Below are 21,375 nucleotides of genomic sequence, written 5' to 3' on the forward strand. Positions count from 1 at the left end.
AGTTCGGAAATAAACTACAGAGTTCTTTTATTTCGCGTAACTTACCGCACGAGTTTCACGAATAACCGTGATCTTCACCTGTCCCGGATAAGTCATTTCATCCTGTATCTTCTTTGCAATTTCATTTGACAGGTTTTCTGTATCCTTGTCGTCAATCTTGTCTGCTCCTACAATTACGCGGAGTTCGCGACCAGCTTGGATAGCATAGGTCTTAACAACACCCGGATAAGAAAGAGCCAACTGTTCAAGATCATTCAAACGCTTGATATAAGCTTCTACAATCTCACGACGAGCACCTGGACGAGCACCGGAGATAGCATCACAAACCTGAACGATCGGAGCCAGCAGCGTCTGCATTTCAACCTCATCATGGTGAGCACCGACTGCATTGCAGATATCCGGTTTTTCTTTGTATTTTTCACAAAGTTTCATACCCAGAATAGCGTGTGGCAATTCCGGTTCATCATCAGGCACTTTACCTATATCGTGTAACAAACCTGCGCGTTTTGCCTTTTTCGGGTTCAGTCCAAGCTCAGAAGCCATCACTGCACAAAGATTAGCCGTTTCACGGGCATGCTGCAACAAGTTCTGACCATAAGAAGAACGGTATTTCATTTTACCGATCATACGAATCAATTCAGGATGCAAACCATGTACACCCAGGTCGATCACGGTACGTTTACCGGTTTCAACCACTTCGTCTTCCACCTGTTTCTTTACTTTTGTAACCACTTCTTCGATACGGGCCGGATGGATACGTCCGTCCTGAACCAACTGGTGCAATGCCAGACGGGCTATCTCACGACGAACAGGGTCAAATCCGGAAAGAACGATTGCTTCAGGCGTATCGTCCACAACGATCTCAATACCTGTTGCTGCTTCCAAAGCACGGATATTACGACCTTCACGACCGATGATACGTCCTTTGATTTCGTCTGAGTCAATATGGAATACAGTAATTGAGTTTTCAATAGCTGTTTCAGTAGCGACACGCTGGATAGACTGGATAACGATCTTTTTCGCTTCCTTATTGGCTGTCATCTTGGCTTCTTCCATTATTTCATTGATAAAAGAAGTTGCCTCCGATTTGGCTTCATCTTTCAACGACTCGATCAATCGTTCTTTAGCTTCGTCAGCAGAAAGTCCGGAAAGAGCTTCCAGTTGTTCGATTTCCCGCTGGTGAAGTTTTTCCAGATCAAGTTTCTTCTTATCTACCAGTTCTAACTGAGCCGCCAGGTTTTCTTTTACTGCGTCTACCTCACAGTTTTTACGCTGCAAATCTTCCTGACGCTGGTTAAGTGTCAATTCACGTTGTTTCAGCTTTCCTTCAACCGACTGTATCTTGGCATTCCTTGCCGATACTTGTTTTTCCAGATCCGCTTTCAGGTGCAGAAACTTTTCCTTTACTTCCAGCAACTTATTTTTCTTGATCACTTCCGCTTCCTTCTCGGCTTCTCTCAATACGGAATCGTATCTCGACTTCAGAAGAAAACGCATGCTCAACCATGTCAACAACCCTCCTATCAGGAGAGCTACAATTGATGATATGATTATATACACTGTCATTTTACTTATAGTTTAAATTCATTTATATATAAAACAAAAAAAGCACTACAATACACGATAAACCGTGCAGAGCAGTGCGGAAACTCTTCTTACAATTATAATATAATTACTTATCCTTCAAATACTGTTCCAACTCACCCGTGAGTTCCTGTATCTTATCTGTAATAGGACTTGTATCGTTTTTATCTTCCAATTGCAAATTATTCATAGACAACTGAAAAGCTACCATGGCTAACAAATCTTTTACATCCACATCGGATTGAGCAAAATTTTGCCGATACTGGTTGATCTTATTACGAATCTGCTTGGCGGCATCCCGCGCAAGTTTCTCATCCTTTCGATCGATCCAAAGGCCGTAACTCTTTTCGGCTATTTCTAAATGTATAAGAAATTTATCGTCCATCGCTTCTATTCATTTAATAGTGCAATGCACTTGTCTACTTCCCGCACTAACTTCGATAATCGCATCCGAGCACTTTTCATTTCTCCTTCATTTACAGAAACAACTCTTGCCGTCAGCAATTTATCGCATTTGGTATTCAACTCTTCAATCGTATTCTTTGCCAGCTTCAACTCTGCTTCTTTTTGAAACAAAGTAGTCGTGAGCTCGTCAATCTTATGGTTTTGCTTATTACATAACTCCATCAAATCGCGAACTCTTACCTCGAATACTGCCAACAATCTCTTTTGATCTTCGGTCATTTCACACCAAATTCTATACAAAAGTAAAATTTAGAATTGAATAAAGCAACAGTCAGTCCATTTTTTTGAATCGAAAACGTCCGAACACACAAAAGGCCGTCCAAATATCATCCGAACAGCCCTCCTTTACCTAGTATCGGTTACGTGATTAGATCAGCGCAACAAATAATTCACCTTCAATCTCTTCGAAAGCAAGCTTGCCTTCTTTAGCTAACCAACCAAATGCAGCATACATGTCTTTTTCTGCTTTGATCTTAGTTGCTTTCTTTACTGCCTTAACACTCATTTTTCCGCCTTCGTTCAATACTGTCCAAACGAGGCCGGCGTTTGTTCCAATCAATTCGATCATTTTCTTTTCGTTTTGTTAATTCTTAACGGGGGCAAATTTATAGATTAATCGGTTATCACAAAAGGAAATAGATGTTTTTTAGCATAAAAACGCCCACTTTTGAGGTTTCTAAACATAATTAACGCGTTTATAACATAATTTTCACTCTACTTTCGGGCGTAATCAGTTCCATTTCCAAATTAGTAATTGATACATATCGTGTTAAAAGAGACACACCATAAGCAACAGCCTCTTGTAAACCATCCTTCCCGGAATAACCATTTATAATCATTAACAGCTTTTCCGTGTTTATGTCGATCTTGGTTCGTTCCTCGTCGCTGGTCGGTGTGCCAACGCCTCCCAGATTATCACGATAAACCGGAAGCCCGGCGATATTCAGCTCGCCACGGCCTATTCCATGATAGAGTTCTCCTTCCTTTCCAACGCCCAGCACCAGGTTGCCATCTATCTTGGCTGCATCGAAGCCACCTATAGAATAACCGCTTTGAATAGATAGCAGATTGATAATATCGACCAGGGTATCTATCTTATATAATGGAAGGTCACGAAAGATACGTCTGCGAAGCGCCTCAGCAGAAGGACGATACCGGTTCGGATCTTTCCCCAAACGTTTATACGCCTGCCGGGTTGCCAGTATGGGTGGGAATTTGTTTATGTCTTCCAACTTACCGGATGAACGGATCGTATTTTCCATTTCGGTAATTTCCTTCCACAGTTGTTCGTCGTATACCGTATTCTTTACATCACATGCCACAACTGCCACATGCAAGTCCGGACATGCCTTTGCTATTTCTTCTGAGATGGAAACGTGTATCATATATATTATTAGTCTTTAATCATAATTCCGGACAGGATACGCCCGCTTTTTATTCCCAGGCGACGAGCAGAGAAAAAGTCGTCATGATGCTGATAAGTGCAGATGCCGGATACTTCTATATGTTCAGGTTGCAGACCAGACTGAAGCAGTTGCATACGGTTGGCTTCCCACAGGTCGATATGCGCCTTGCCTGTCCGGGTGTTCCGTTCCATAATGCAGTCCATATCGACTCCGGTTGCCCGGAAAGCTTCTGCCACCTCATCGCCTACTTCAAAGGATTCTTTGCAGATAGAAGGAGCAATACCTGCCAGCATCAGAGAAGGATCGCAACCGTAACGGGCTGTCATATATTCAACAGTCTTTGCGACAATCTGCTTTACCGTACCACGCCATCCGGCATGAATAGCGGCGACTACGTTCTTATCCGGAGCATACACCAGGACAGGAACACAATCAGCCGTCGATACGGCAATACATATCCCAGGAACAGCCGTTACAAGGGCATCTTTCCCGTTCAGTTCCTCTTTCTGCCGGTCAGGCGTAAGAGAAAGAAAGCGGGTATCGATACAAGCTATTTCCGCTTCGTGTATCTGGAAGGGGGCAAAAATCTTTTCGGGAGAAATTCCGATTGCATCCGAGAGGAGTTGCCGGTTCATCCGAACGGACTCCGGATCGTCACCGCTATACTCACCCGGATTCATCGAGGCATAGTTACCCTGACTTACTCCACCGTGGCGGGTCGTTATAAAATGAGAAATGTTGCATTCTCCGCTTAATCCGGAGAATTGCAACATTTCAACTTTATTACTTTTCAGTTTCTTCATCGTCGTCATCCCATTCATACTCTTCGTATTCTTCATCCGGATCATCCTCTTCGACAGGGAAGACATAATCGTCATCGTCGTCATCGAACTGGATCGAACTGACATCGATATCCTTATGAACGATACGTTCGACTTCGTGGAAGGTTTCCTTATTCAGTTCCTTCCAGAGCAAGTCTTTCAGCTCGGTAATGCCCTGCCCGGTAATAGAAGAGATAAACACATGAGGAACGCCTTCGGGTAAATCTTCCGAAAGAGCTTCGATCAGTTCGTCGTCCAGCATATCACTTTTAGTAATAGCCAGTACACGGCCTTTAGTCAGCAGTTCGGGGTTGTACTTCACCAGTTCGTTATGAAGAATTTCATATTCTTTCTTTATATCGTCCGCATCGGCAGGCACCATAAAGAGAAGCAATGAATTTCGTTCGATATGACGAAGGAAACGAAGTCCGAGACCTTTTCCTTCACTGGCCCCTTCGATGATACCGGGGATATCAGCCATTACAAACGAACGATGGTCGCGATAGCTCACGATACCCAGGTTCGGTTCGAGTGTAGTAAACGGATAATTGGCAATCTTCGGTTTGGCAGCCGATACGACAGACAGTAAAGTAGACTTTCCTGCATTCGGGAAACCCACCAGACCAACGTCGGCAAGCAACTTCAATTGCAGGATCACTTTACGTTCCTGAGCCGGTTCGCCCGGTTGAGCATAACGGGGAGCCTGATTGGTAGATGTCTTAAAGTGCCAGTTGCCTTGTCCGCCACGACCGCCTTTCAGCAGCATGACTTCCTGTCCGTCTTCGGTCACGTCGCAGATGTATTCGCCGGTTTCGGCATCATACACAACGGTTCCACAAGGCACTTCGATGACACGGTCTTCGCCGTCTTTACCGAAACTGCGTTTGGCACTGCCGCCTTCGCCGCTCGTTGCCATGATATGACGTTCGAACTTCAAGTGGAGGAGCGTCCAGTAATTCCGGTTACCGCGAAGATACACATGGCCTCCTCGCCCTCCGTCGCCTCCGTCGGGGCCTCCTTTCGGAATATATTTCTCACGACGAAAGTGAGAAGACCCTCTTCCGCCCTTTCCCGAGCGGCAATAGATCTTTACGTAATCTACAAAGTTTGATTCAGCCATAGAGAATAATTATTTAATATGATAATATGCCAATGTGCCAATTGGGAATCCACAGGTCTCTCCATTGGCATATTGGCATATTGATTAATTTACAAATTATTAATCGCTTCTTTAATACGACCGAAGATTTCTTCGACTGTACCCATACCGTGAATACCAACATGTTTGCCTTCGCCTACATAATAGTCTGCCAAAGGAGCTGTCTGGTTGTGGTAAACATCCAGTCTGGATTTGATTGTTTCCAGGTTGTCGTCTGAACGGCCTGACACTTTGCCACGTTCCAACAGACGGTTGATCAGTTCTTCTTCTTCTACCTGCAGGTTCAACATAACAGATACATCCGTACCACGTTTGTTCAACATTTCTTTCAATGCTTTTGCCTGCGGGATCGTGCGTGGGAAACCATCGAAGATAACACCCTTAGAACCGACTTTGCTGTCTAATACCTTTGCAAGCATGTCTACAATCAGTTCATCCGGTACAAGCTGACCTTTTTCGATATAATCTTTTGCGATCTTACCTAGTTCGGTTTCACCTTTCATTTCAGCACGCAGCACATCACCTGTTGAAATGTGATCCAAACCATATTCTTTAATAATCAACTCGCTCTGTGTTCCTTTTCCTGAACCCGGAGCTCCAAAAATAACAACGTTCAACATAATATTGTTTCTTATTTATATAAATGTATATCCTTTTAACCAATCACCTTATATATATCCCGGTAGGCACGTCCCATTTCGTCATAGTCGAGACCGTAGCCGACGATAAAGTCACTGGGAATCTGCAAACCGACATAATCCGGTTTCAAATCACACTTCAGCGAATCGGGCTTGAACAGCATGGTAGCCAGTCTGACATCGGCCGCCCCGTCGTTCTTCAGCTTATCCATAACGAACTGCATGGTATAACCGGTATCGATAATATCTTCCAGCAGGATCAGGGTGCGCCCCTTCACATCGGCCTGTACCGGCATGATCTCACGAACAACTCCGGTCGTATTGAGCCCACGATAGGAGGAATACCGGGCAAAAGTGATTTCGTAGTGAGTATCCATCTGACGCATCAACTCGGCGGTAAACATGAACGCCCCGTTCAGTATACCGACAAACAGCGGGTTAGTATCTCCTACATCAGCTTTAATCTGTCCGGCCATCTTCGCAATGGCCGCCTTGATCTCCTTCTCAGGGATAAACAGTTCAAATTCTTTGTCTTTTAATCGGATCTTATCCATATACCGTTTATTTTTCGAGGGAACAAAGGTACAATATTTTCAGCGAAGCACAAACATTGTTTTACGTTTTAGGGTTCACGCATTCAGCAGTCGGTCTTTCTTCTTGATTATCGGTTCTTACCGAATGAACCCGGCTTGAGGTTCCGGGGTCATTCGGGCTTCAGAGCGGATTCATTATTTACGGCTTTCCGTCAGGATATTGCCGTCCATCATACGGATCAGGCGGCTTGCCATCCGGGCGTTCTCTTCCGAGTGGGTTACCATAACGACGGTCGATCCTTCTTTGTTGAGTTCGAGCAGGAGATTCATTACCTCGTTGCCGTTCACCGAGTCCAGGTTTCCGGTCGGTTCGTCCGCGAGGATGATCTGGGGGTTCGTAACGATGGCACGGGCAATGGCTACACGTTGTTGCTGTCCGCCGGAGAGTTGTTGCGGGTAATGTTCCGTACGATGGGCGATCTGCATCCGGTCTAGTGCGGCATTCACTCGCCTCACCCGCTCTTTCATCGGGACTCCAGCATATAAAAGCGGTAATTCCACATTCTCAAAGACCGTCAGTTCATCTATCAGGTTGAAACTCTGAAAGACAAATCCCAGGTTACCATTCCGCAAGTCCGTGCGGTTGTTCTCCGTATAGCGGGAAACCTCTTCATCCAGAAACCATAATTCGCCGGAAGTCGGATTATCCAGTAATCCCAATAGATTTAGCAAGGTAGACTTACCACAGCCCGAAGGCCCCATGATGGCCAGGAACTCTCCTTTGTTGATTTCCAGATTAACACCGTTCAGAGCCGTAGTCTCCACACTTTCCGTACGAAACACCTTTGTTAAATTTACTGCTTTTATCATGATCTTCTATTTTTATTTTATGCTTGTTACTTTATTCATACCGCAATGACTTTACCGGATTACGGGAAGCGGCCCGCCAGGTCTGCGCCACCACCGTCAGGAAGGTAATCAGCAGAATGATCAAGCCTGATACCGGGAAGAGCCACCAACCGATCGTGGTCTGGTAAGCGAAGTTACTCAACCAGCGCGCCACGAAAAGGTAACCCACCGGGCAGGCTATCACAAATGCGATCCCTACCCAGATCATATATTCACGGCAAAACATCCGCACGATCCGATCCGAATGAGCACCGTTCACCTTCCTGACTCCTATTTCCTTCGTACGCTGTGCCGTCGAAAGGGCAACCAGGCCGAACACGCCCATCATCGCCACAAGAATAGCCAGCACCGTAAAGATCAGGAACATCCGGCTGAGCTGCTGCTCACGGGCATAGTTCCGGTTCAAGCTGTCAGAGAAGAAGCGGTAGGAGAACACATTGTCCGGGCGCATCTCTTCGTATTTATCTTTCAGAAATTTCAGCGTCTCCGCCTTATTTTCCGGGGATATCTTTATATACATCGTATTTAGCAACTGACGGGAATAATACAGGTAAGCCGGTTTCACCTCCTCGCGCAACGGCTGGAAATGGAAATCTTTTACTACGCCGACGATCTTCGACGTCTCACCGAACCAGCCTTTGTTTTGTACAACCATGCCTACCGGGTCTTTCACCTGCATCATCTTCCAGGCAGTTTCATTGATAACGACAGGCAGTTCTTTCTTATATGTTCCATCCATATACGCATCCTTATCCGCTCCGAACGATTCCCCTTTCAGCAGTGTCAGCCCTAATGTCTTCATGAAACTTCCGTCACCTACCACGCCTACTACGGTCAGGGAGTCGACTTGTCCCTTTTCATTCATCCAGCTGAAAACGCTTTCTTCCGTCTTGCGTCCCTGGAGATAATTGGCTATTTCCACTCCTCCGGCCACACTTTTCACATGCGGGTTCTTCATCACTTCCCGCCTGTAATCATCTATTCCCTGGTTGCCGAAATAAGCCATCAGTTCGAACTCCCCGCAATCGACCACCACCATATCTTCTTTGTCCAGTCCCAGATCCGCCTGTTGCAGGTAGTGAAGTTGACGGAATACCACCGAAGTACAGAAAAGCATCGTTATGGCAATGACAAACTGCACGCAGACAAGCCCTTTAAGCAGCGTCCCTTTCTTCCCCGTAGCCTTTCCGCCTTTGAAAGCCAGCAGCGGATTGAACGACGACATATAAAAAGCAGGGAACGCCCCGGCCAGGCTACCGACCCCTATAATACCGAACAGGATAAACAACAAGGTTTGCCAGTTGAACTGCAAGGCAATATCTTTTTCTACAAACTGATTAAAGGCGGGCAACAACAACTCCGTCAGCGCCAAAGCCAGTATCAGCGAAAGAAAAGCCTGCACCAGACTTTCCGACAGGAATTGTGCGACCAGCATTTTACGCTTCGCCCCCGTCACCTTCCGGACGCCGATCTCTTTATACCGCAGGGAAGCGCGTGCCGTAGACAAGGTGGTAAAGTTGAAAGCTCCCATAAAGATAATCAGCAGGGCTAATGCCATAAACAAACGGATTTGCGACATATTCCCGTAGTTATCGACCGACGGATCTTTAAAGCCCGTATGCAGATGAATATCCTCCAGCGGCTGAAACTCGAGCGTCCTTCCGTCTTCCCGGTGGTTCGTCCAGGCACGGCTCATGGCTTGCCGGTCGGTAGCCGATAAGTCCGCTCCCTTTCTCAACCGGATATATACATTTGTCCCTTCCACATAATCCCAGCTTGCCGGTTCGAAATAGGCCTGCTCGCTCAACAGGACTTCAAACTTAATATGACTCTTACGCGGCACCTTCAGGACGGCCGCCACCTTATAACGAAACGTCTGTCCGAGGAACTGGCAGGTTACTTCCTTGCCGACGGCAGAAACCTCCCCGAACAACTTCCGTGCCGCAGACTCGGCCAGTACGATCTGTTGCGGGTCTTTCTTCAGCAGGGACGGATCGCCGGAAACGACAGGGAAGCTGAATATATCGAAGAAAGTCGTATCTACATACGTATATTTCGCTTCAATCAGATTCTCCCCCGAATGAAGGTTCAGCATACCGAAGTTGAGTATAAAGGTCGCATCCTCCACCTGAGGAAACTCTTCCCTGAGCGTTTTACTCAGTGGAGCCACCGTATAGGCCGACTCTTTTATCTCTCCTCCCGCTTCGCGTTCGACAGCGATCACCCGGTAAATAGAGTGACGGTCCGTATGGAAATCCTCAAAGGTCAGTTCATCTACCACCCAGAGATAGATAAGGAAAGCGGCTGTCATTCCCAGCACGAACCCTAACATATTAATAGAGGAAAACAGGAAGCTCCGTTTGATCAACCGGATCGCTACTTTAAAATAGTGTTTCAACATAATATTTTTATTTTATTGTTAGCATGGATATATCCTACTGATACGGATAGGTATTCAATATCTATGCCATTTTTATAACCAAATAAATATCAAACACATAAGCAGGACAATTTCATAATCAACTGTACGAAATCGTACAGTTTGCCAGTCTAACCGCACGCTTCCGCCTACCAACTAATCTCCAACAAAGGAGAAACTAATCTTTTTCTGCTTAGATATTAATGTTTAGATGCCTTATTTTTTTGCTTTTGAGCAAGCCCGAAATTAATTTTGAGCATGCATGAATTTAATTTTGAGCTAGCTCAAAATTGATTTTTAGCATGGGCAAAAGCAAAAAAATAAGGCATCCGCGAACTAATTGATAAGGAGAAAAAGATTAAAAGTTCACTTGTTATGGGATAGTTTGTCGGCAATATGGAAATTTTATGTAATTGTGGAATAAATATCTTATCGTCTTATTATAAAGGCTTTGGGGAGAGTACCCGATTTTGAGGTAACGAGTTAGCAACCGTGCTTATTACTGCGTTCTGCTTTGAATTGCTTTCAATGTAACTCTTTATAGTTACAAAGGTATAAAATGAATTGGCAAAAAACAAAGTATATTATATCTGTTGTTTTTTACCAATATAGAGTTCTTATTGATGTATCTTTATCACTTTCCATTTACCTTGTCCGGCATATATAACATCAGCGGTAACATTGCAATCAGTGGTGATATTATACTCACAAAGGACTGAACGATGAACATAATAATCACCTATAAATGCGAAATCAGGAGAACCATCCCAAGATCCATTTTTATACTTCAATTCCAAGCGGCCTTGAATCGTTTTTATTGCATTTGGATTCATTTCTGTAGTTTCTTCCATATGAAGTATGATGGGTTTCTTTTCTCCTTTCTTATCTTTTGTTACACAATAGAATATTTTCAAGCATTGTCCTACTTTTGGACGAAGAACAGTATCATTAAAGAATACGACACTGCCCATTTTTCCTTGACCGAAAGTGTAATGGAATAAGTTCTTTTGCTTGTTAATGTCATCAACAACCACAATGGCCGAACTGAAATTGGGTAAAACTGTTTCCTTATTTTCTTTCACTATATTAACAATAACAACTTTCTTTTTATCCTTTTTTATAATCGCATATTCTCTGAAACTGACAAAATCTCCTTTTGAAACAGAATCCCATTTCTCTTTGAATGCTTGAAATACTTGCTCGGAATCTTGTGTTACAACATGTAAAATTTTCTTCTCCTCATTCAAATATTCTACATATCCAAACTTCTTGGGAAGTCCAATCCATAGCTTTGTTTCAATCCTATGCAAACAAAGAGGTATATATTTAGCTTCTGTTATTCTTGCCTTATTCCAAGAATAAAGAGGCGACTGAAATTGCTTTTCCTCTTTCTCTATATGGCATTTTACATTGAATGCAGAACCAAACATTGCTTTCATCAAAGATGGAAATCGCTTTGCATTTACTTGAAATGTAACGTCTACACCATTTGTAAAAGTACAATAAGTTTTTCCGTCTTTTTCCCATCTATCCACTAACGTAACTTCTTTTGCTTCAATTTCCGAAAAGGCATATTCTTCAGCAATAGTAGCATATTTATCATACAATAATTTATTATTGTTAGACGGAGTAATTGACATATCAATTCGTTCAATTAATTCTTGGTATTTTCTGGAAACATTATTGCAAAACTTCTTATACGTACTTAGTTCGCATAAAGCTTCAGACTCTAACCCCTCTTTAATAAGCAAGTCGGCTAAAGTCAAGTGAATAGAACCGAGGAAGTCTTCATTTCGTTCAATAAGTAAAGCTTTAGAAAGCAAAGCTATCTTTAATTCATTACTATCCTGTATACAATCTGCCAATTCACTCCATATATAGTATTTTTCACTCATTTCAAGTAATAAGGATTTGTATACATTGATAGCAAGACCATATTGCTGCTGCCATGTATATATTATTGCACGCTGTCTTGATATCCATTCATCTTTTTTTGCATACTTAATGAGAACATTATATAATGAATCTATCCAAGATACTAGTTCAGCATCTTTGGGGCGTAATTCTTTGAGACATTCATAACACTTCTTTGCGGCTTTCACAGCCAAAGGTTTATAGGTGTTACCGTTATTATCTGTTTCTTCTTTCCAGTCGGCATCCATGAGATTTTCATATCTCCAATCTCTAAAAAAGTAAATAAATCTCCATGCTTCTTGGCCATCCATATAACGTTCTGCTATTTTTAACACCTCAGAATGCCAATGAGAAGCACCATAAGCTGCGTTTTTTTTATTGTAAACAGCAAAAGCGTCAAACATCTCACGTATTTTACCTTCTTTATGAAGATTCATAATTCCCCAAAACTGTGGTTCTCGTAATAGATCAAGTGTTTTTGTTCTTGAGAGATTTATTTTTTCACACAAATTCTCGACATCAATATCCTCTCCACTATTTACAATCTGACGACATATACGAGAGATAAGTGATGGAATTTCGCTGCTATTGTAATATCCTTTATCAAAATCCTCATAACGCAAATTACCCGGTTCCCAAAGCATGAAGAAACGGTAGAAACTAAAATCAGGATGTTCCTTTGAGAAACTTAAAGCAAAATTCAACATTTGAGAATGAAGCGTCGAAGGGCGTTCGTTATTAAGAAACATATAATCTTTCAGTAATGTTCTTACTTCCAATGATGACAAATCTGAAATTTTGGCCTTGATATAACGATAAATTATCCAACCTAAATCTTCATGCAAAGCTGAATCTACATCATTTGGAGAGTCAATATAATTCCTTACTTGAACATAAGCATTTGAAGGATCATCCTTTGATAGTTCGGATGCTTTTAATATAATACCTGCGTTAGGTTGCAGTTGTTTATACAAATTAGTATAAGCTCTCTCTCCTGCGCCACTATCATCCACCATTGTAGGAAGTAATGAAGACATCTCTTTCAAACAAATCTTAGCTTCGTCTATAACATTTTTACTAAATAGTTGCTGACACATGTCACGAAGAACCCAAAAGAGAGACATTTGTGCCCATGAGTTGTTTCTATCTTCTTTCAGATCATCAATGGCCATCTTGTATGCTTCTTTTAGATTACCATTTTTACGCAATGAAGTTACTTCTTTTACAGACATTGTTATTATTTCTTCTATTTTGTTAGTTTTTCTATGAGTTGTGACAATTTCATATCAGCTTCTCCAATATCTGAAAGTGGAGAAGCATAATTAATACTCCCTTTTCCATTAAAAAAGAAAGTTATGGCAGCATAATTACCGGATGCTTTCATATAATATACGAGTTGGAAATGTTCTTCCACTACATTTGTTAATATGATACCACATTCATCACATAAAGAAACCATACGACTATGTAACATTTTCAATGATTCCAAAGATGGATGATAGTCTATTTTATACTTGGTATTTTCATTATTTTGGAAGAAGTACAGTAATTCTGTATCATTAGCATCTGTATCATATTTTGTAAATAGACCTGCGCCATTATATATCGCATCAACTCTTACTACACCGATTGGAGTATTTACTTCATAAATATCTCTCCAAGGTTTACATATAACATTCTTTATCGAATACAGTGTCCCATCCATATTCTTTACAACAGACCAATATTTACATTTTACCGAAGATAATATAGATGAAGAATGAAAAGGTGTATCTTCTATATTGTCAAAAGCCAAAGCATTAGTAGCTACTTTTGCTGTTTTATTGATAGGGGTTATCCTAAGGGTCGCTATAGGTGTCACATCAGGAAGATTGATACACCATAACTTCTTTGAAGCACGGGTTACCGCTGTGTATTTCCAACGGAGGCTATCTGCATCAAGACCTGTACGTTTTGTGAAGTCCACATAAACTGTATTCCATTCACCACCTTGTGATTTATGACATGTAAAAGCATAACCATACTTTACTTGAAGAGCATTGTAGAAGGGATCTTTCCCCATTGCTTTAGCAAATTCTTCAGATTTAGGATTAGTTAATCCCTTTTCTGTTCGCATACGCATCACCATATTGATATAAAGAGCCTTCATTTCATCAATTGTCAGTGAAGGCAACTTATTTTGGAGTAATGTATCAATAATAATGCGTTTGTAAATATTGCCATCTTCTGCTTGAAAACTTATTTCTCTGAAATCAAGGGTAATGATTTCTCTTAGTTTCTTTCCATTTCTTTCAGTCCAAACAGGTGCGGATTGAGAGATAATATTATCTGATGCTTCTACAACAGTTATTATATCACCATTCAACAATTCACATTCACTATAATAACTATTACACACTACCATCAATTTATCTCCTGCCGTTACATGATTTGCTCGCGGAAATAGAATAGCACGAATAGCAGCATTATAATCAGTCGCTTGCTGATTTGAGTAACAAACTATAGCAGACAATCCTTCTGAATCTTCACAATATCTCTTAGCAACTTCCATTGCTCCAATATCCATTACTTCACTTTCTTTTTTATCGAACACAAGATGATTTCGTTCTTTTTTCCTGATCAATTCACGAATCATTGTAGCATTAGCCAAAATACAGCTATCTTTATCTTGACGGACAACGTCTGTTAATTCATAAGAATAAACTTTCATTCTTAATTCATTGAAATAGGTTTCATCTAATGCCATAGAACAATTATCACCCACCGGAGGTAACTGCATAGGGTCACCAACAAAGATCATCTTACCACCGAAATTTAGTCTTGCATAACTAAGTAAATCATTTATTAATATTCCTGTACCGAATTGGAAAAGTTCATTATTTGATTTGTGCGAACTAATCATAGAAGCTTCGTCAATAATACAAATACACCTCTCATGGTTATCCTTAAGTGGAAATACATATTTAAGCGTTCCTTCAGATTCTTCTATTAAAAGATGAGAAAACTTATAGATGCCTTTATGAATAGTAGAAACATCATAATTTTGTAATTTAGAACGTAATACTTTTGCAGCACGGCCAGTGGGAGCCATTAATTGTATATGTAAAAATTGAGAAGATAGATACTCTGCAATACAATGAATCAATGTGGTTTTACCTGTACCTGCATATCCTTTTAAAATAAATACTTGGCTATCTTTATCTGCAATGAACTTTTTAATCATTTCCATTGCTTGTTCCTGTTGTATAGTTAATATCATCTCCTTAGTATTTTATTATTAGACCATTGGTATTTGACAATCATAGATTAATGAAATAAGCGTGGAACTGCATTCCACGTCTTTATTTGGAGGTCGTAGGAAACCTTGCATACAGATGTAGTAATAGCAGCCCACGCTATAGCGTGAGAACCACTATGCCATCTTAGTATGCAATTTGAAAATTTCCTACGTTTCCAAATACTTGACGAGCATAACGCTTCTTTCTTTTCTAATATGTTTCGGAAAGAGATTCCTCAATCCAATTGCAAAAATAATAAAATTCGGATGAAAAGCCTCATACATATAATATTATTGCTCTTTTATTCTTCCATTTTTATTCGTCTACTCAGCGTTTTTATGTAAGTTTGTGTTGTAATGAAACCCAAAGAGATGTTATCGGAAAATCTTCATAATGTAGTCTGCACCATTAAAAAAGCTATTCTTCAAAGCCAGTTGCGGGCTGTCAAAGCTGTTAATGCAGAACAGTTATCACTTTACTATGGTATAGGTCAATATGTATCGGCTAATTCCCGCAAGGGCTTTTGGGGAACCGGAGCGATTGATACTATCAGCGAACAACTACAAAAAGAGTTGCCCGGACTTCGTGGTTTTTCAGCAACAAGCATAAAGAAAATGCGAAACTTTTACGAAGAATGGCATGATGTAATTAGTAAATCGACCGCCGTGGCGGTCAATTTGGAAAAAACAAACAAATCGCTGACAGTAGATAGCGAGAAATGATATAAACGATACGCATGGCCATACGACAAGGGAAAATACTAGTAATAGACGACAACGAAGATATCCTCTTCACACTGAAGATGCTACTCCGCCCGCAGGTGGAAAGCATTACGACCTGTGCCGACCCGAAAGAGATCAACCGGCTGGTGTCGAGGACGAAGTATGATGTGATCCTGCTCGATATGAATTTCACGGCAGATGCCGTCAGTGGGAAAGAAGGTTTCTACTGGCTGGAACGCATCCGGGAGATATCGCCCGAAACGGTCGTCATACTGATCACGGCTTATTCGGATACGGAAAAGGCTGTCAGGGCTATCAAAGCGGGGGCGACCGACTTTATTCCCAAACCCTGGCAGAATGAAAAGATGCTGGCAACTATCTCGTCGGCGCTTGAACTCAGCCGGCGGCGGACGGAAGTGCAGACCCTGAAGGAACAAAAGTCGGTGCTCACCACCACGGAACCGGAAATAGAGGTGATCGGCGACTCACCAGCCATGCAAACGGTATTCAAAACACTGGAGAAACTAAAGAATGCGGACGCCAACATCCTATTGCTGGGTGAGAACGGAACGGGGAAAGACCTGATTGCCTATACGCTTCATAAGCAATCGCCCCGCAACCAGGAACCTTTCGTCCCGATCGACCTGGGAAGCATCCCGCACAATCTCTTTGAAAGCGAATTGTTCGGTTACGAGAAAGGGGCCTTTACCGACGCGGGAAAAAGCAAGTCCGGACGTTTTGAAATCGCTTCCGGCGGCACGCTTTTCCTCAACGAGATAGGTAACCTGCCGCTGATGCTTCAATCGAAACTGCTTACCGTAATCGAACAACAGAAGATAAACCGCCTCGGTTCGACCCGGGAAACTCCGATAGATGTTCGGCTGATCTCTGCGACAAACACCGATCTGCACGCTGCCGTAGAGGACGGTAGCTTCCGGCAAGACCTGCTTTATCGTATCAATACGATCGAGATAGCCATCCCGCCGTTACGCGACCGGGGAAACGATGTGTCCCTGCTGGCCAACCATTTCCTGAAACGTTACAGCCATAAATATAAAAAGGAAATAGAAGGCTTCTCACAGGAAGCACGCCAACTGCTGAAACAGTATCACTGGCCGGGCAACGTACGCGAACTGCAACATGTCATTGAGCGGGCTGTCATATTGTCCGACCGGAAACGGTTGCAATACGACGATTTCATGCTCCGCATTCCGGTTTCCGTCTCCCGCGGGAAAGAAGAGAAGTTCAATCTCGAAGAACTCGAAAAGAATACGATACAGGAAGTACTGCGCCATTGCTCGGGCAACCTGACACAGGCAGCCGACTTATTAGGTATCACGCGTACATCTTTATATAGACGACTGGAGAAATACGGACTATGAGACAATCCTCGAAAAAGGCGGCTGCCCTGATCCTTCTGTTGCTGATTACCTGTCTGGTGTTCGCCTTTCTGGTGGCCGGAAAGTTTTATATATCCGCGCTGGTTGTCGGAATGGTATTACTGATCGAAGCGTATTCTCTTTTCCATCTGACAGGGAAGAGCGAACGGCTGTTCCAGCAGTTTGTCTGGTCGATCCGTTATTCCGACTTCCTGTCTTCCGGCGTCACTGCTTCCAATACGCCGGATGCCTTACCGCAGGAATTGTCCGATGCACTGGCGGATGCCTTGCAACACTACAAAAAAGACCTTCAACAGAAAGAAAGCCAACTGCAATATTTCCAGGCTTTAGCCAATCATATAGACCTTTCGGTATTGGTCTACTCCGCCGAAACAGGTCGGATAGAATGGATGAACCAGGCAGCCAGGATACAAACAGGGCTGAACTTTGCCGAGACGGTAGACGATCTGGCTGTCTATCACCCGGAACTTCCCACCCGTCTGCGTATTCTGCATCCGGGTGAACTCTCCATCCTGCAAGTGCGCCGGAAAGAGGAATATTCGCAATTGATCCTGTCAGCCATGTCGTTCGTCGTACAGGGTAAGACGTTGACCGTCGTAAGCATGAAGAATATCCGTTCGGTATTGGAGAATAAGGAGACGGAAGCCTGGCAGAAGTTGATCCGCGTTCTTACGCACGAGATCATGAATTCGATGACGCCTATCGTCTCCCTCGCCGAACTGTTGAAGAGTAAACAGGCTTCCGGAGATAACAGCGAAGAAGAGCGGGAAGAGATAAACCAGGCTGTCGATACGATCTTCCGGCGCAGTAGCGGACTGGTTCGCTTCGTGGAGAATTACAGGAAAGTGACAGGTATTCCTACGCCTACTCTGGAAATCACCTCTGTAAACAGTCTACTGAACAGTGCCGGCATATTATTCAAGGAGCAGTCGGATATAATAAATATCCTTCCAGTAACCGCTCACTTACAGATCATTGCCGACAAAGCGATGATCGAGCAAATACTGATCAACCTGATCAGGAATGCCCTCGACGCCACCCGGGATTGCAAAGTACCGCGGATAGAACTATCCGCCGGAATCAACCCGGAAGGAAAAACGTATATACAAGTCAGTGACAACGGAACAGGCATTCCGGCAGATGTGCAGGAGCGTATATTCATCCCGTTCTTCACCACCAAGCCAGCCGGTTCCGGTATCGGGCTCAGCATCTCCCGGCAGATCATGCACATGCACAAAGGCAGCCTTACCGTTATCTCCGAAGCCGGACAGGGAAGCCGTTTTTTACTTACTTTTCCCTGATCGCAGCAAAAGCCTTCCGCCCTTTTTGAAATAAGTAGCTACAACATAGCAAAGTTTGTTATACATTTGTAAGCAGAATCAATATTAGATATCCGACAATTATGATAAAGATATTTCCAACAGACAAAGTAAAGGAACTCGATCAATACACCATTCAAAACGAACCGATCAGTTCCATCGATCTCGTTGAACGCGCCTCAACCGTATTTGTACACGAATTTTGCCGCCGTTACTCCAAGCAAACGCGTATCATCGTCTTTGCCGGACAAGGCAACAACGGAGCAGACGCACTTGCCATCGCGCGCCTGCTGAAAGACGAGTGTTATAAGGTAGAGACTTACTTGTTCAACCCGACCGAACATCTTTCTTTCGATTGCGAAATGAATAAGCAGCGGATTCTCGGACTGGAAAAGGTAGAATTCACGGAAGTGATTGCCGACTTTGTTCCGCCAGTATTGACTGATCGCGACGTCGTGATAGACGGTTTATTCGGTTCCGGTCTCAATCGTCCGATCACCGGGGGATTTGCTGCGATGGTGAAATACATCAACCAATCGGACGCTACTGTCGTATCGATCGACATTCCTTCCGGATTGTTCGGTGAAAACAACCAGACGAATGATCCCGACTCGATTATAAAAGCCAGCCTGACACTTACGTTCGGTTTCCCGAAGCTGGCGTTCTTCTTCCCTGAGAATGCGCAATATGTCGGCGAATGGAAAGTATTGGATATCGGTATTCATCCTGATATTGTCGACAACACACCAACTCCTTATATGATGGTTACCGAAGAGGATATATCCGAAGTATTGCAACCTCGTGAAAAGTTCTCCCATAAAGGAACCTACGGTCATGCATTACTCATCGCCGGAAGTAAAGGCAAGATGGGAGCTGCTTTACTGGCCGCCCGCTCCTGCCTGAGAAGCGGTACCGGATTACTGACTGTACATATCCCGCAACGTGGGGAAGTGATTATGCAGGCCGCTTTCCCGGAAGCAATGCTCAGCTTCGATCCTCATCAGGACTACTTCACAACAGTACCGGAAATAGCTCCTTATTCGGCAATTGGTGTCGGCCCCGGCCTGGGACAACACCTGGAATCAGCAGCGGCACTGGAACGTTTGCTCCAAACAACCGAGAAACCTGTCGTCCTCGATGCAGATGCTCTTAACCTGCTTGCTTCCAATAAAGACCTGTTGAACCGTATTCCGCCGAGAAGCATCCTGACTCCGCATCCCAAAGAGTTCGACCGTATCGCAGGAGAAAGTAATACGATGTACGAACGGCTGAAGAAGGCACAGGCTTTCGCCACCGAGCATAAGCTCTGTGTTATCCTCAAAGGTACCTACACCGCTATTTGTACGGCCACCGGAAACGTATACTTCAACAGCTGCGGCAACCCGGGTATGGCTACAGCCGGTAGTGGTGATGTGCTGACCGGTATAATCCTCGGCTTACTGGCTCAGGGAGCCGAACCCGAAACAGCTGCCGTTGCCGGTGTATTCCTTCATGGCACAGCCGGCGACCTGGCCTCAGTTTACCGCTCAGAAGAAAGCATGATAGCTGGGGATATTACGGATATGCTGGGTAAAGCTTTCAAACAGATCAAATAAATTAATCTCTGAATTAGTGAATAACTTATATAGCCAGCCTGTTTCTACTGAACAGAAACAGGCTGGCTATATAAGTTATGCTGCCAATACTCTAGCTATAAAAATCAATCGCTTCATTCCTCTTGTCACATTTTTAGCAAATTATTACAAATTCCACTAAGCTTCTGTTTCAAAAAAAGCTGTATATTCGACCTCTATAAGAGAAGGAGATATGAGAAATATTATTTTACAAATATCATTTGTAATTAGCTTATTATGCTTAGTTTCATGTTCCAACAGAACTTCTGTTTCAACTGAGCTCGATAAGGCCAGATCGTTAATGGAAACAGCTTCCGACAGTTCATTAGCCATACTCGACAATATAACCTCTCCCGAAAAACTCTCTGAAAAAGAATATGCTGCCTATTGCCTGCTACTAACTCAGGCACTGGATAAGAATTACTATATACATGATTCGGATTCATTGATTATGATAGCCACGAATTATTATGAGAAGCATAATGATTTATTGCCATTGGCCTTATCCTACTACTACGCAGGACGTGTGTATTCAGATATGCAGGATGCTTTACAGGCACAACAATATTATTTAAAGGCACTTGCTTTAGGAGAGAGTCTCAATTTACCCGAACTGTTGATAAAGATTAATAGTAATCTCGGAACTCTTTATAGTTATCAGGATATTTATGAAATGGCCTTACCTCTTTACAAAAAGACATTACCTCTTTTCGAGAATACAAATGATTCAACAAATATGTCTTTTGTTCTACGCAATATCGCACGTGTATTCACAGAAACCCATCAACCAGACAGTGCTATTTATTATTATGAACAAGCAATAAAAATGGCCACACCTCAAAGTATTTTCTCTCTTCAAAATGATTTGGGTAGCTTATATCTCAAAAAAGGGGAATATCAAAAAGCATACAATTATATTCAAGCAGCTATTCAATCATGCGGTAACCCTAAGTTAGTTCATCCCTTATATCTTAACTTAGGTGAATACTATTTCAATACAGCTCAATATGACTCCGCACAATATTATTTAAATTATAGTTTGCAAAGTCCTATAACATATACACAAGCAGGAAGCTTGTATTTTCTTGCTCAAATAGAAAAACAAAAACTTGATTTTAAAAACTATCTGAAATACTGGAACATTACTGTCCCGTTAAAGTGAATAAATAGTTCTTTGAAATAATTGAAATACAGT

The 21,375-nt window shown here is 42.7% G+C and carries 17 protein-coding genes and 1 pseudogene; 5 read left to right on the forward strand and 13 right to left on the reverse strand.

Features of this window, described 5'->3' with window-relative positions; genetic code table 11:
- Positions 1–27: 27 nt before the first annotated feature.
- The 13 genes from rny to QZ076_RS03505 all read right to left on the reverse strand — a co-directional run bounded on the left by rny (position 28) and on the right by QZ076_RS03505 (position 15,107).
- A complete protein-coding gene (gene rny / locus QZ076_RS03445; protein WP_129735269.1) occupies positions 28–1,566 on the reverse strand; it encodes a ribonuclease Y in 1,539 nt (512 codons plus the stop codon).
- Between the two features lie 106 nt (positions 1,567–1,672).
- The gene (locus QZ076_RS03450; protein ID WP_075556488.1) at positions 1,673–1,969 is read right to left on the reverse strand and encodes a cell division protein ZapA; all 297 of its coding nucleotides are present in this window, start codon (positions 1,967–1,969) and stop codon (positions 1,673–1,675) included.
- 5 nt (positions 1,970–1,974) lie between these two features.
- On the reverse strand, positions 1,975–2,268 hold the full coding sequence (locus QZ076_RS03455) for a hypothetical protein (RefSeq protein ID WP_075556487.1): 294 nt from the start codon (positions 2,266–2,268) through the stop codon (positions 1,975–1,977).
- Positions 2,269–2,416: 148 nt separating this feature from the next.
- On the reverse strand, positions 2,417–2,617 hold the full coding sequence (locus QZ076_RS03460) for a winged helix-turn-helix domain-containing protein (RefSeq protein ID WP_028726278.1): 201 nt from the start codon (positions 2,615–2,617) through the stop codon (positions 2,417–2,419).
- Positions 2,618–2,744: 127 nt separating this feature from the next.
- A complete protein-coding gene (locus QZ076_RS03465) occupies positions 2,745–3,434 on the reverse strand; it encodes a phenylalanine--tRNA ligase beta subunit-related protein (RefSeq protein ID WP_293710383.1) in 690 nt (229 codons plus the stop codon).
- 8 nt (positions 3,435–3,442) lie between these two features.
- Positions 3,443–4,294, reverse strand: coding sequence for a peptidoglycan editing factor PgeF (gene pgeF / locus QZ076_RS03470; protein ID WP_293710385.1), 852 nt, complete (start codon positions 4,292–4,294; stop codon positions 3,443–3,445).
- A complete protein-coding gene (obgE, locus tag QZ076_RS03475; protein WP_293710387.1) occupies positions 4,239–5,396 on the reverse strand; it encodes a GTPase ObgE in 1,158 nt (385 codons plus the stop codon). Before obgE ends, pgeF begins: the two co-directional genes overlap by 56 nt.
- Positions 5,397–5,485: 89 nt before the next feature.
- On the reverse strand, positions 5,486–6,055 hold the full coding sequence (locus QZ076_RS03480) for an adenylate kinase (RefSeq protein WP_293710389.1): 570 nt from the start codon (positions 6,053–6,055) through the stop codon (positions 5,486–5,488).
- Positions 6,056–6,090: 35 nt separating this feature from the next.
- Positions 6,091–6,627, reverse strand: coding sequence for a hypoxanthine phosphoribosyltransferase (gene hpt, locus QZ076_RS03485; protein ID WP_293710391.1), 537 nt, complete (start codon positions 6,625–6,627; stop codon positions 6,091–6,093).
- Positions 6,628–6,801: 174 nt separating this feature from the next.
- Positions 6,802–7,476: an ABC transporter ATP-binding protein gene (locus QZ076_RS03490; protein ID WP_293710393.1), complete on the reverse strand. Its 675-nt coding sequence runs from the start codon at positions 7,474–7,476 to the stop codon at positions 6,802–6,804.
- 31 nt (positions 7,477–7,507) lie between these two features.
- Positions 7,508–9,916: an ABC transporter permease gene (locus tag QZ076_RS03495; RefSeq protein WP_293710394.1), complete on the reverse strand. Its 2,409-nt coding sequence runs from the start codon at positions 9,914–9,916 to the stop codon at positions 7,508–7,510.
- A 635-nt stretch (positions 9,917–10,551) separates the two neighbouring features.
- On the reverse strand, positions 10,552–13,080 hold the full coding sequence (locus tag QZ076_RS03500) for a hypothetical protein (RefSeq protein WP_293710395.1): 2,529 nt from the start codon (positions 13,078–13,080) through the stop codon (positions 10,552–10,554).
- 14 nt (positions 13,081–13,094) lie between these two features.
- Positions 13,095–15,107 carry an AAA family ATPase gene (locus tag QZ076_RS03505; RefSeq protein ID WP_293710396.1) on the reverse strand — a complete coding sequence of 671 codons (2,013 nt, stop codon included), beginning with the start codon at positions 15,105–15,107 and terminating at the stop codon, positions 13,095–13,097.
- Positions 15,108–15,497: 390 nt separating this feature from the next.
- Here QZ076_RS03505 and QZ076_RS03510 point away from each other — a divergent pair.
- The 5 genes and pseudogenes from QZ076_RS03510 to QZ076_RS03530 all read left to right on the forward strand — a co-directional run.
- Positions 15,498–15,806, forward strand: a pseudogene (locus QZ076_RS03510) (DUF1016 N-terminal domain-containing protein); the annotation flags it as partial.
- A gap of 56 nt (positions 15,807–15,862) precedes the next feature.
- Positions 15,863–17,230: a sigma-54 dependent transcriptional regulator gene (locus QZ076_RS03515; protein ID WP_293710398.1), complete on the forward strand. Its 1,368-nt coding sequence runs from the start codon at positions 15,863–15,865 to the stop codon at positions 17,228–17,230.
- Positions 17,227–18,549, forward strand: a complete 1,323-nt coding sequence (locus tag QZ076_RS03520) for a HAMP domain-containing sensor histidine kinase (RefSeq protein WP_293710400.1) — start codon at positions 17,227–17,229, stop codon at positions 18,547–18,549. Before QZ076_RS03515 ends, QZ076_RS03520 begins: the two co-directional genes overlap by 4 nt.
- Before the next feature lie 101 nt (positions 18,550–18,650).
- Complete coding sequence (locus QZ076_RS03525; protein WP_293710402.1) at positions 18,651–20,162, forward strand: NAD(P)H-hydrate dehydratase; 1,512 nt, start codon at positions 18,651–18,653, stop codon at positions 20,160–20,162.
- Between the two features lie 211 nt (positions 20,163–20,373).
- Positions 20,374–21,342 carry a tetratricopeptide repeat protein gene (locus QZ076_RS03530; protein WP_293710404.1) on the forward strand — a complete coding sequence of 323 codons (969 nt, stop codon included), beginning with the start codon at positions 20,374–20,376 and terminating at the stop codon, positions 21,340–21,342.
- Positions 21,343–21,375: the final 33 nt, after the last annotated feature.

Origin of the sequence: uncultured Parabacteroides sp. (assembly GCF_905196875.1) — a bacterium.
GTDB lineage: Bacteria > Bacteroidota > Bacteroidia > Bacteroidales > Tannerellaceae > Parabacteroides.

Coding starts and splice junctions, on each gene's coding strand:
- QZ076_RS03505 (WP_293710396.1), bottom strand. CDS start 15,107: ATGATATTAACTATACAACAGGAACAAGCAATGGAAATGATTAAAAAG.
- QZ076_RS03450 (WP_075556488.1), bottom strand. CDS start 1,969: ATGGACGATAAATTTCTTATACATTTAGAAATAGCCGAAAAGAGTTAC.
- obgE (WP_293710387.1), bottom strand. CDS start 5,396: ATGGCTGAATCAAACTTTGTAGATTACGTAAAGATCTATTGCCGCTCG.
- rny (WP_129735269.1), bottom strand. CDS start 1,566: ATGACAGTGTATATAATCATATCATCAATTGTAGCTCTCCTGATAGGA.
- QZ076_RS03465 (WP_293710383.1), bottom strand. CDS start 3,434: ATGATACACGTTTCCATCTCAGAAGAAATAGCAAAGGCATGTCCGGAC.
- hpt (WP_293710391.1), bottom strand. CDS start 6,627: ATGGATAAGATCCGATTAAAAGACAAAGAATTTGAACTGTTTATCCCT.
- QZ076_RS03490 (WP_293710393.1), bottom strand. CDS start 7,476: ATGATAAAAGCAGTAAATTTAACAAAGGTGTTTCGTACGGAAAGTGTG.
- QZ076_RS03500 (WP_293710395.1), bottom strand. CDS start 13,080: ATGTCTGTAAAAGAAGTAACTTCATTGCGTAAAAATGGTAATCTAAAA.
- QZ076_RS03480 (WP_293710389.1), bottom strand. CDS start 6,055: ATGTTGAACGTTGTTATTTTTGGAGCTCCGGGTTCAGGAAAAGGAACA.
- QZ076_RS03495 (WP_293710394.1), bottom strand. CDS start 9,916: ATGTTGAAACACTATTTTAAAGTAGCGATCCGGTTGATCAAACGGAGC.
- QZ076_RS03525 (WP_293710402.1), top strand. CDS start 18,651: ATGATAAAGATATTTCCAACAGACAAAGTAAAGGAACTCGATCAATAC.
- QZ076_RS03530 (WP_293710404.1), top strand. CDS start 20,374: ATGAGAAATATTATTTTACAAATATCATTTGTAATTAGCTTATTATGC.
- QZ076_RS03460 (WP_028726278.1), bottom strand. CDS start 2,617: ATGATCGAATTGATTGGAACAAACGCCGGCCTCGTTTGGACAGTATTG.
- QZ076_RS03515 (WP_293710398.1), top strand. CDS start 15,863: ATGGCCATACGACAAGGGAAAATACTAGTAATAGACGACAACGAAGAT.
- QZ076_RS03455 (WP_075556487.1), bottom strand. CDS start 2,268: ATGACCGAAGATCAAAAGAGATTGTTGGCAGTATTCGAGGTAAGAGTT.
- pgeF (WP_293710385.1), bottom strand. CDS start 4,294: ATGAAGAATACGAAGAGTATGAATGGGATGACGACGATGAAGAAACTG.
- QZ076_RS03520 (WP_293710400.1), top strand. CDS start 17,227: ATGAGACAATCCTCGAAAAAGGCGGCTGCCCTGATCCTTCTGTTGCTG.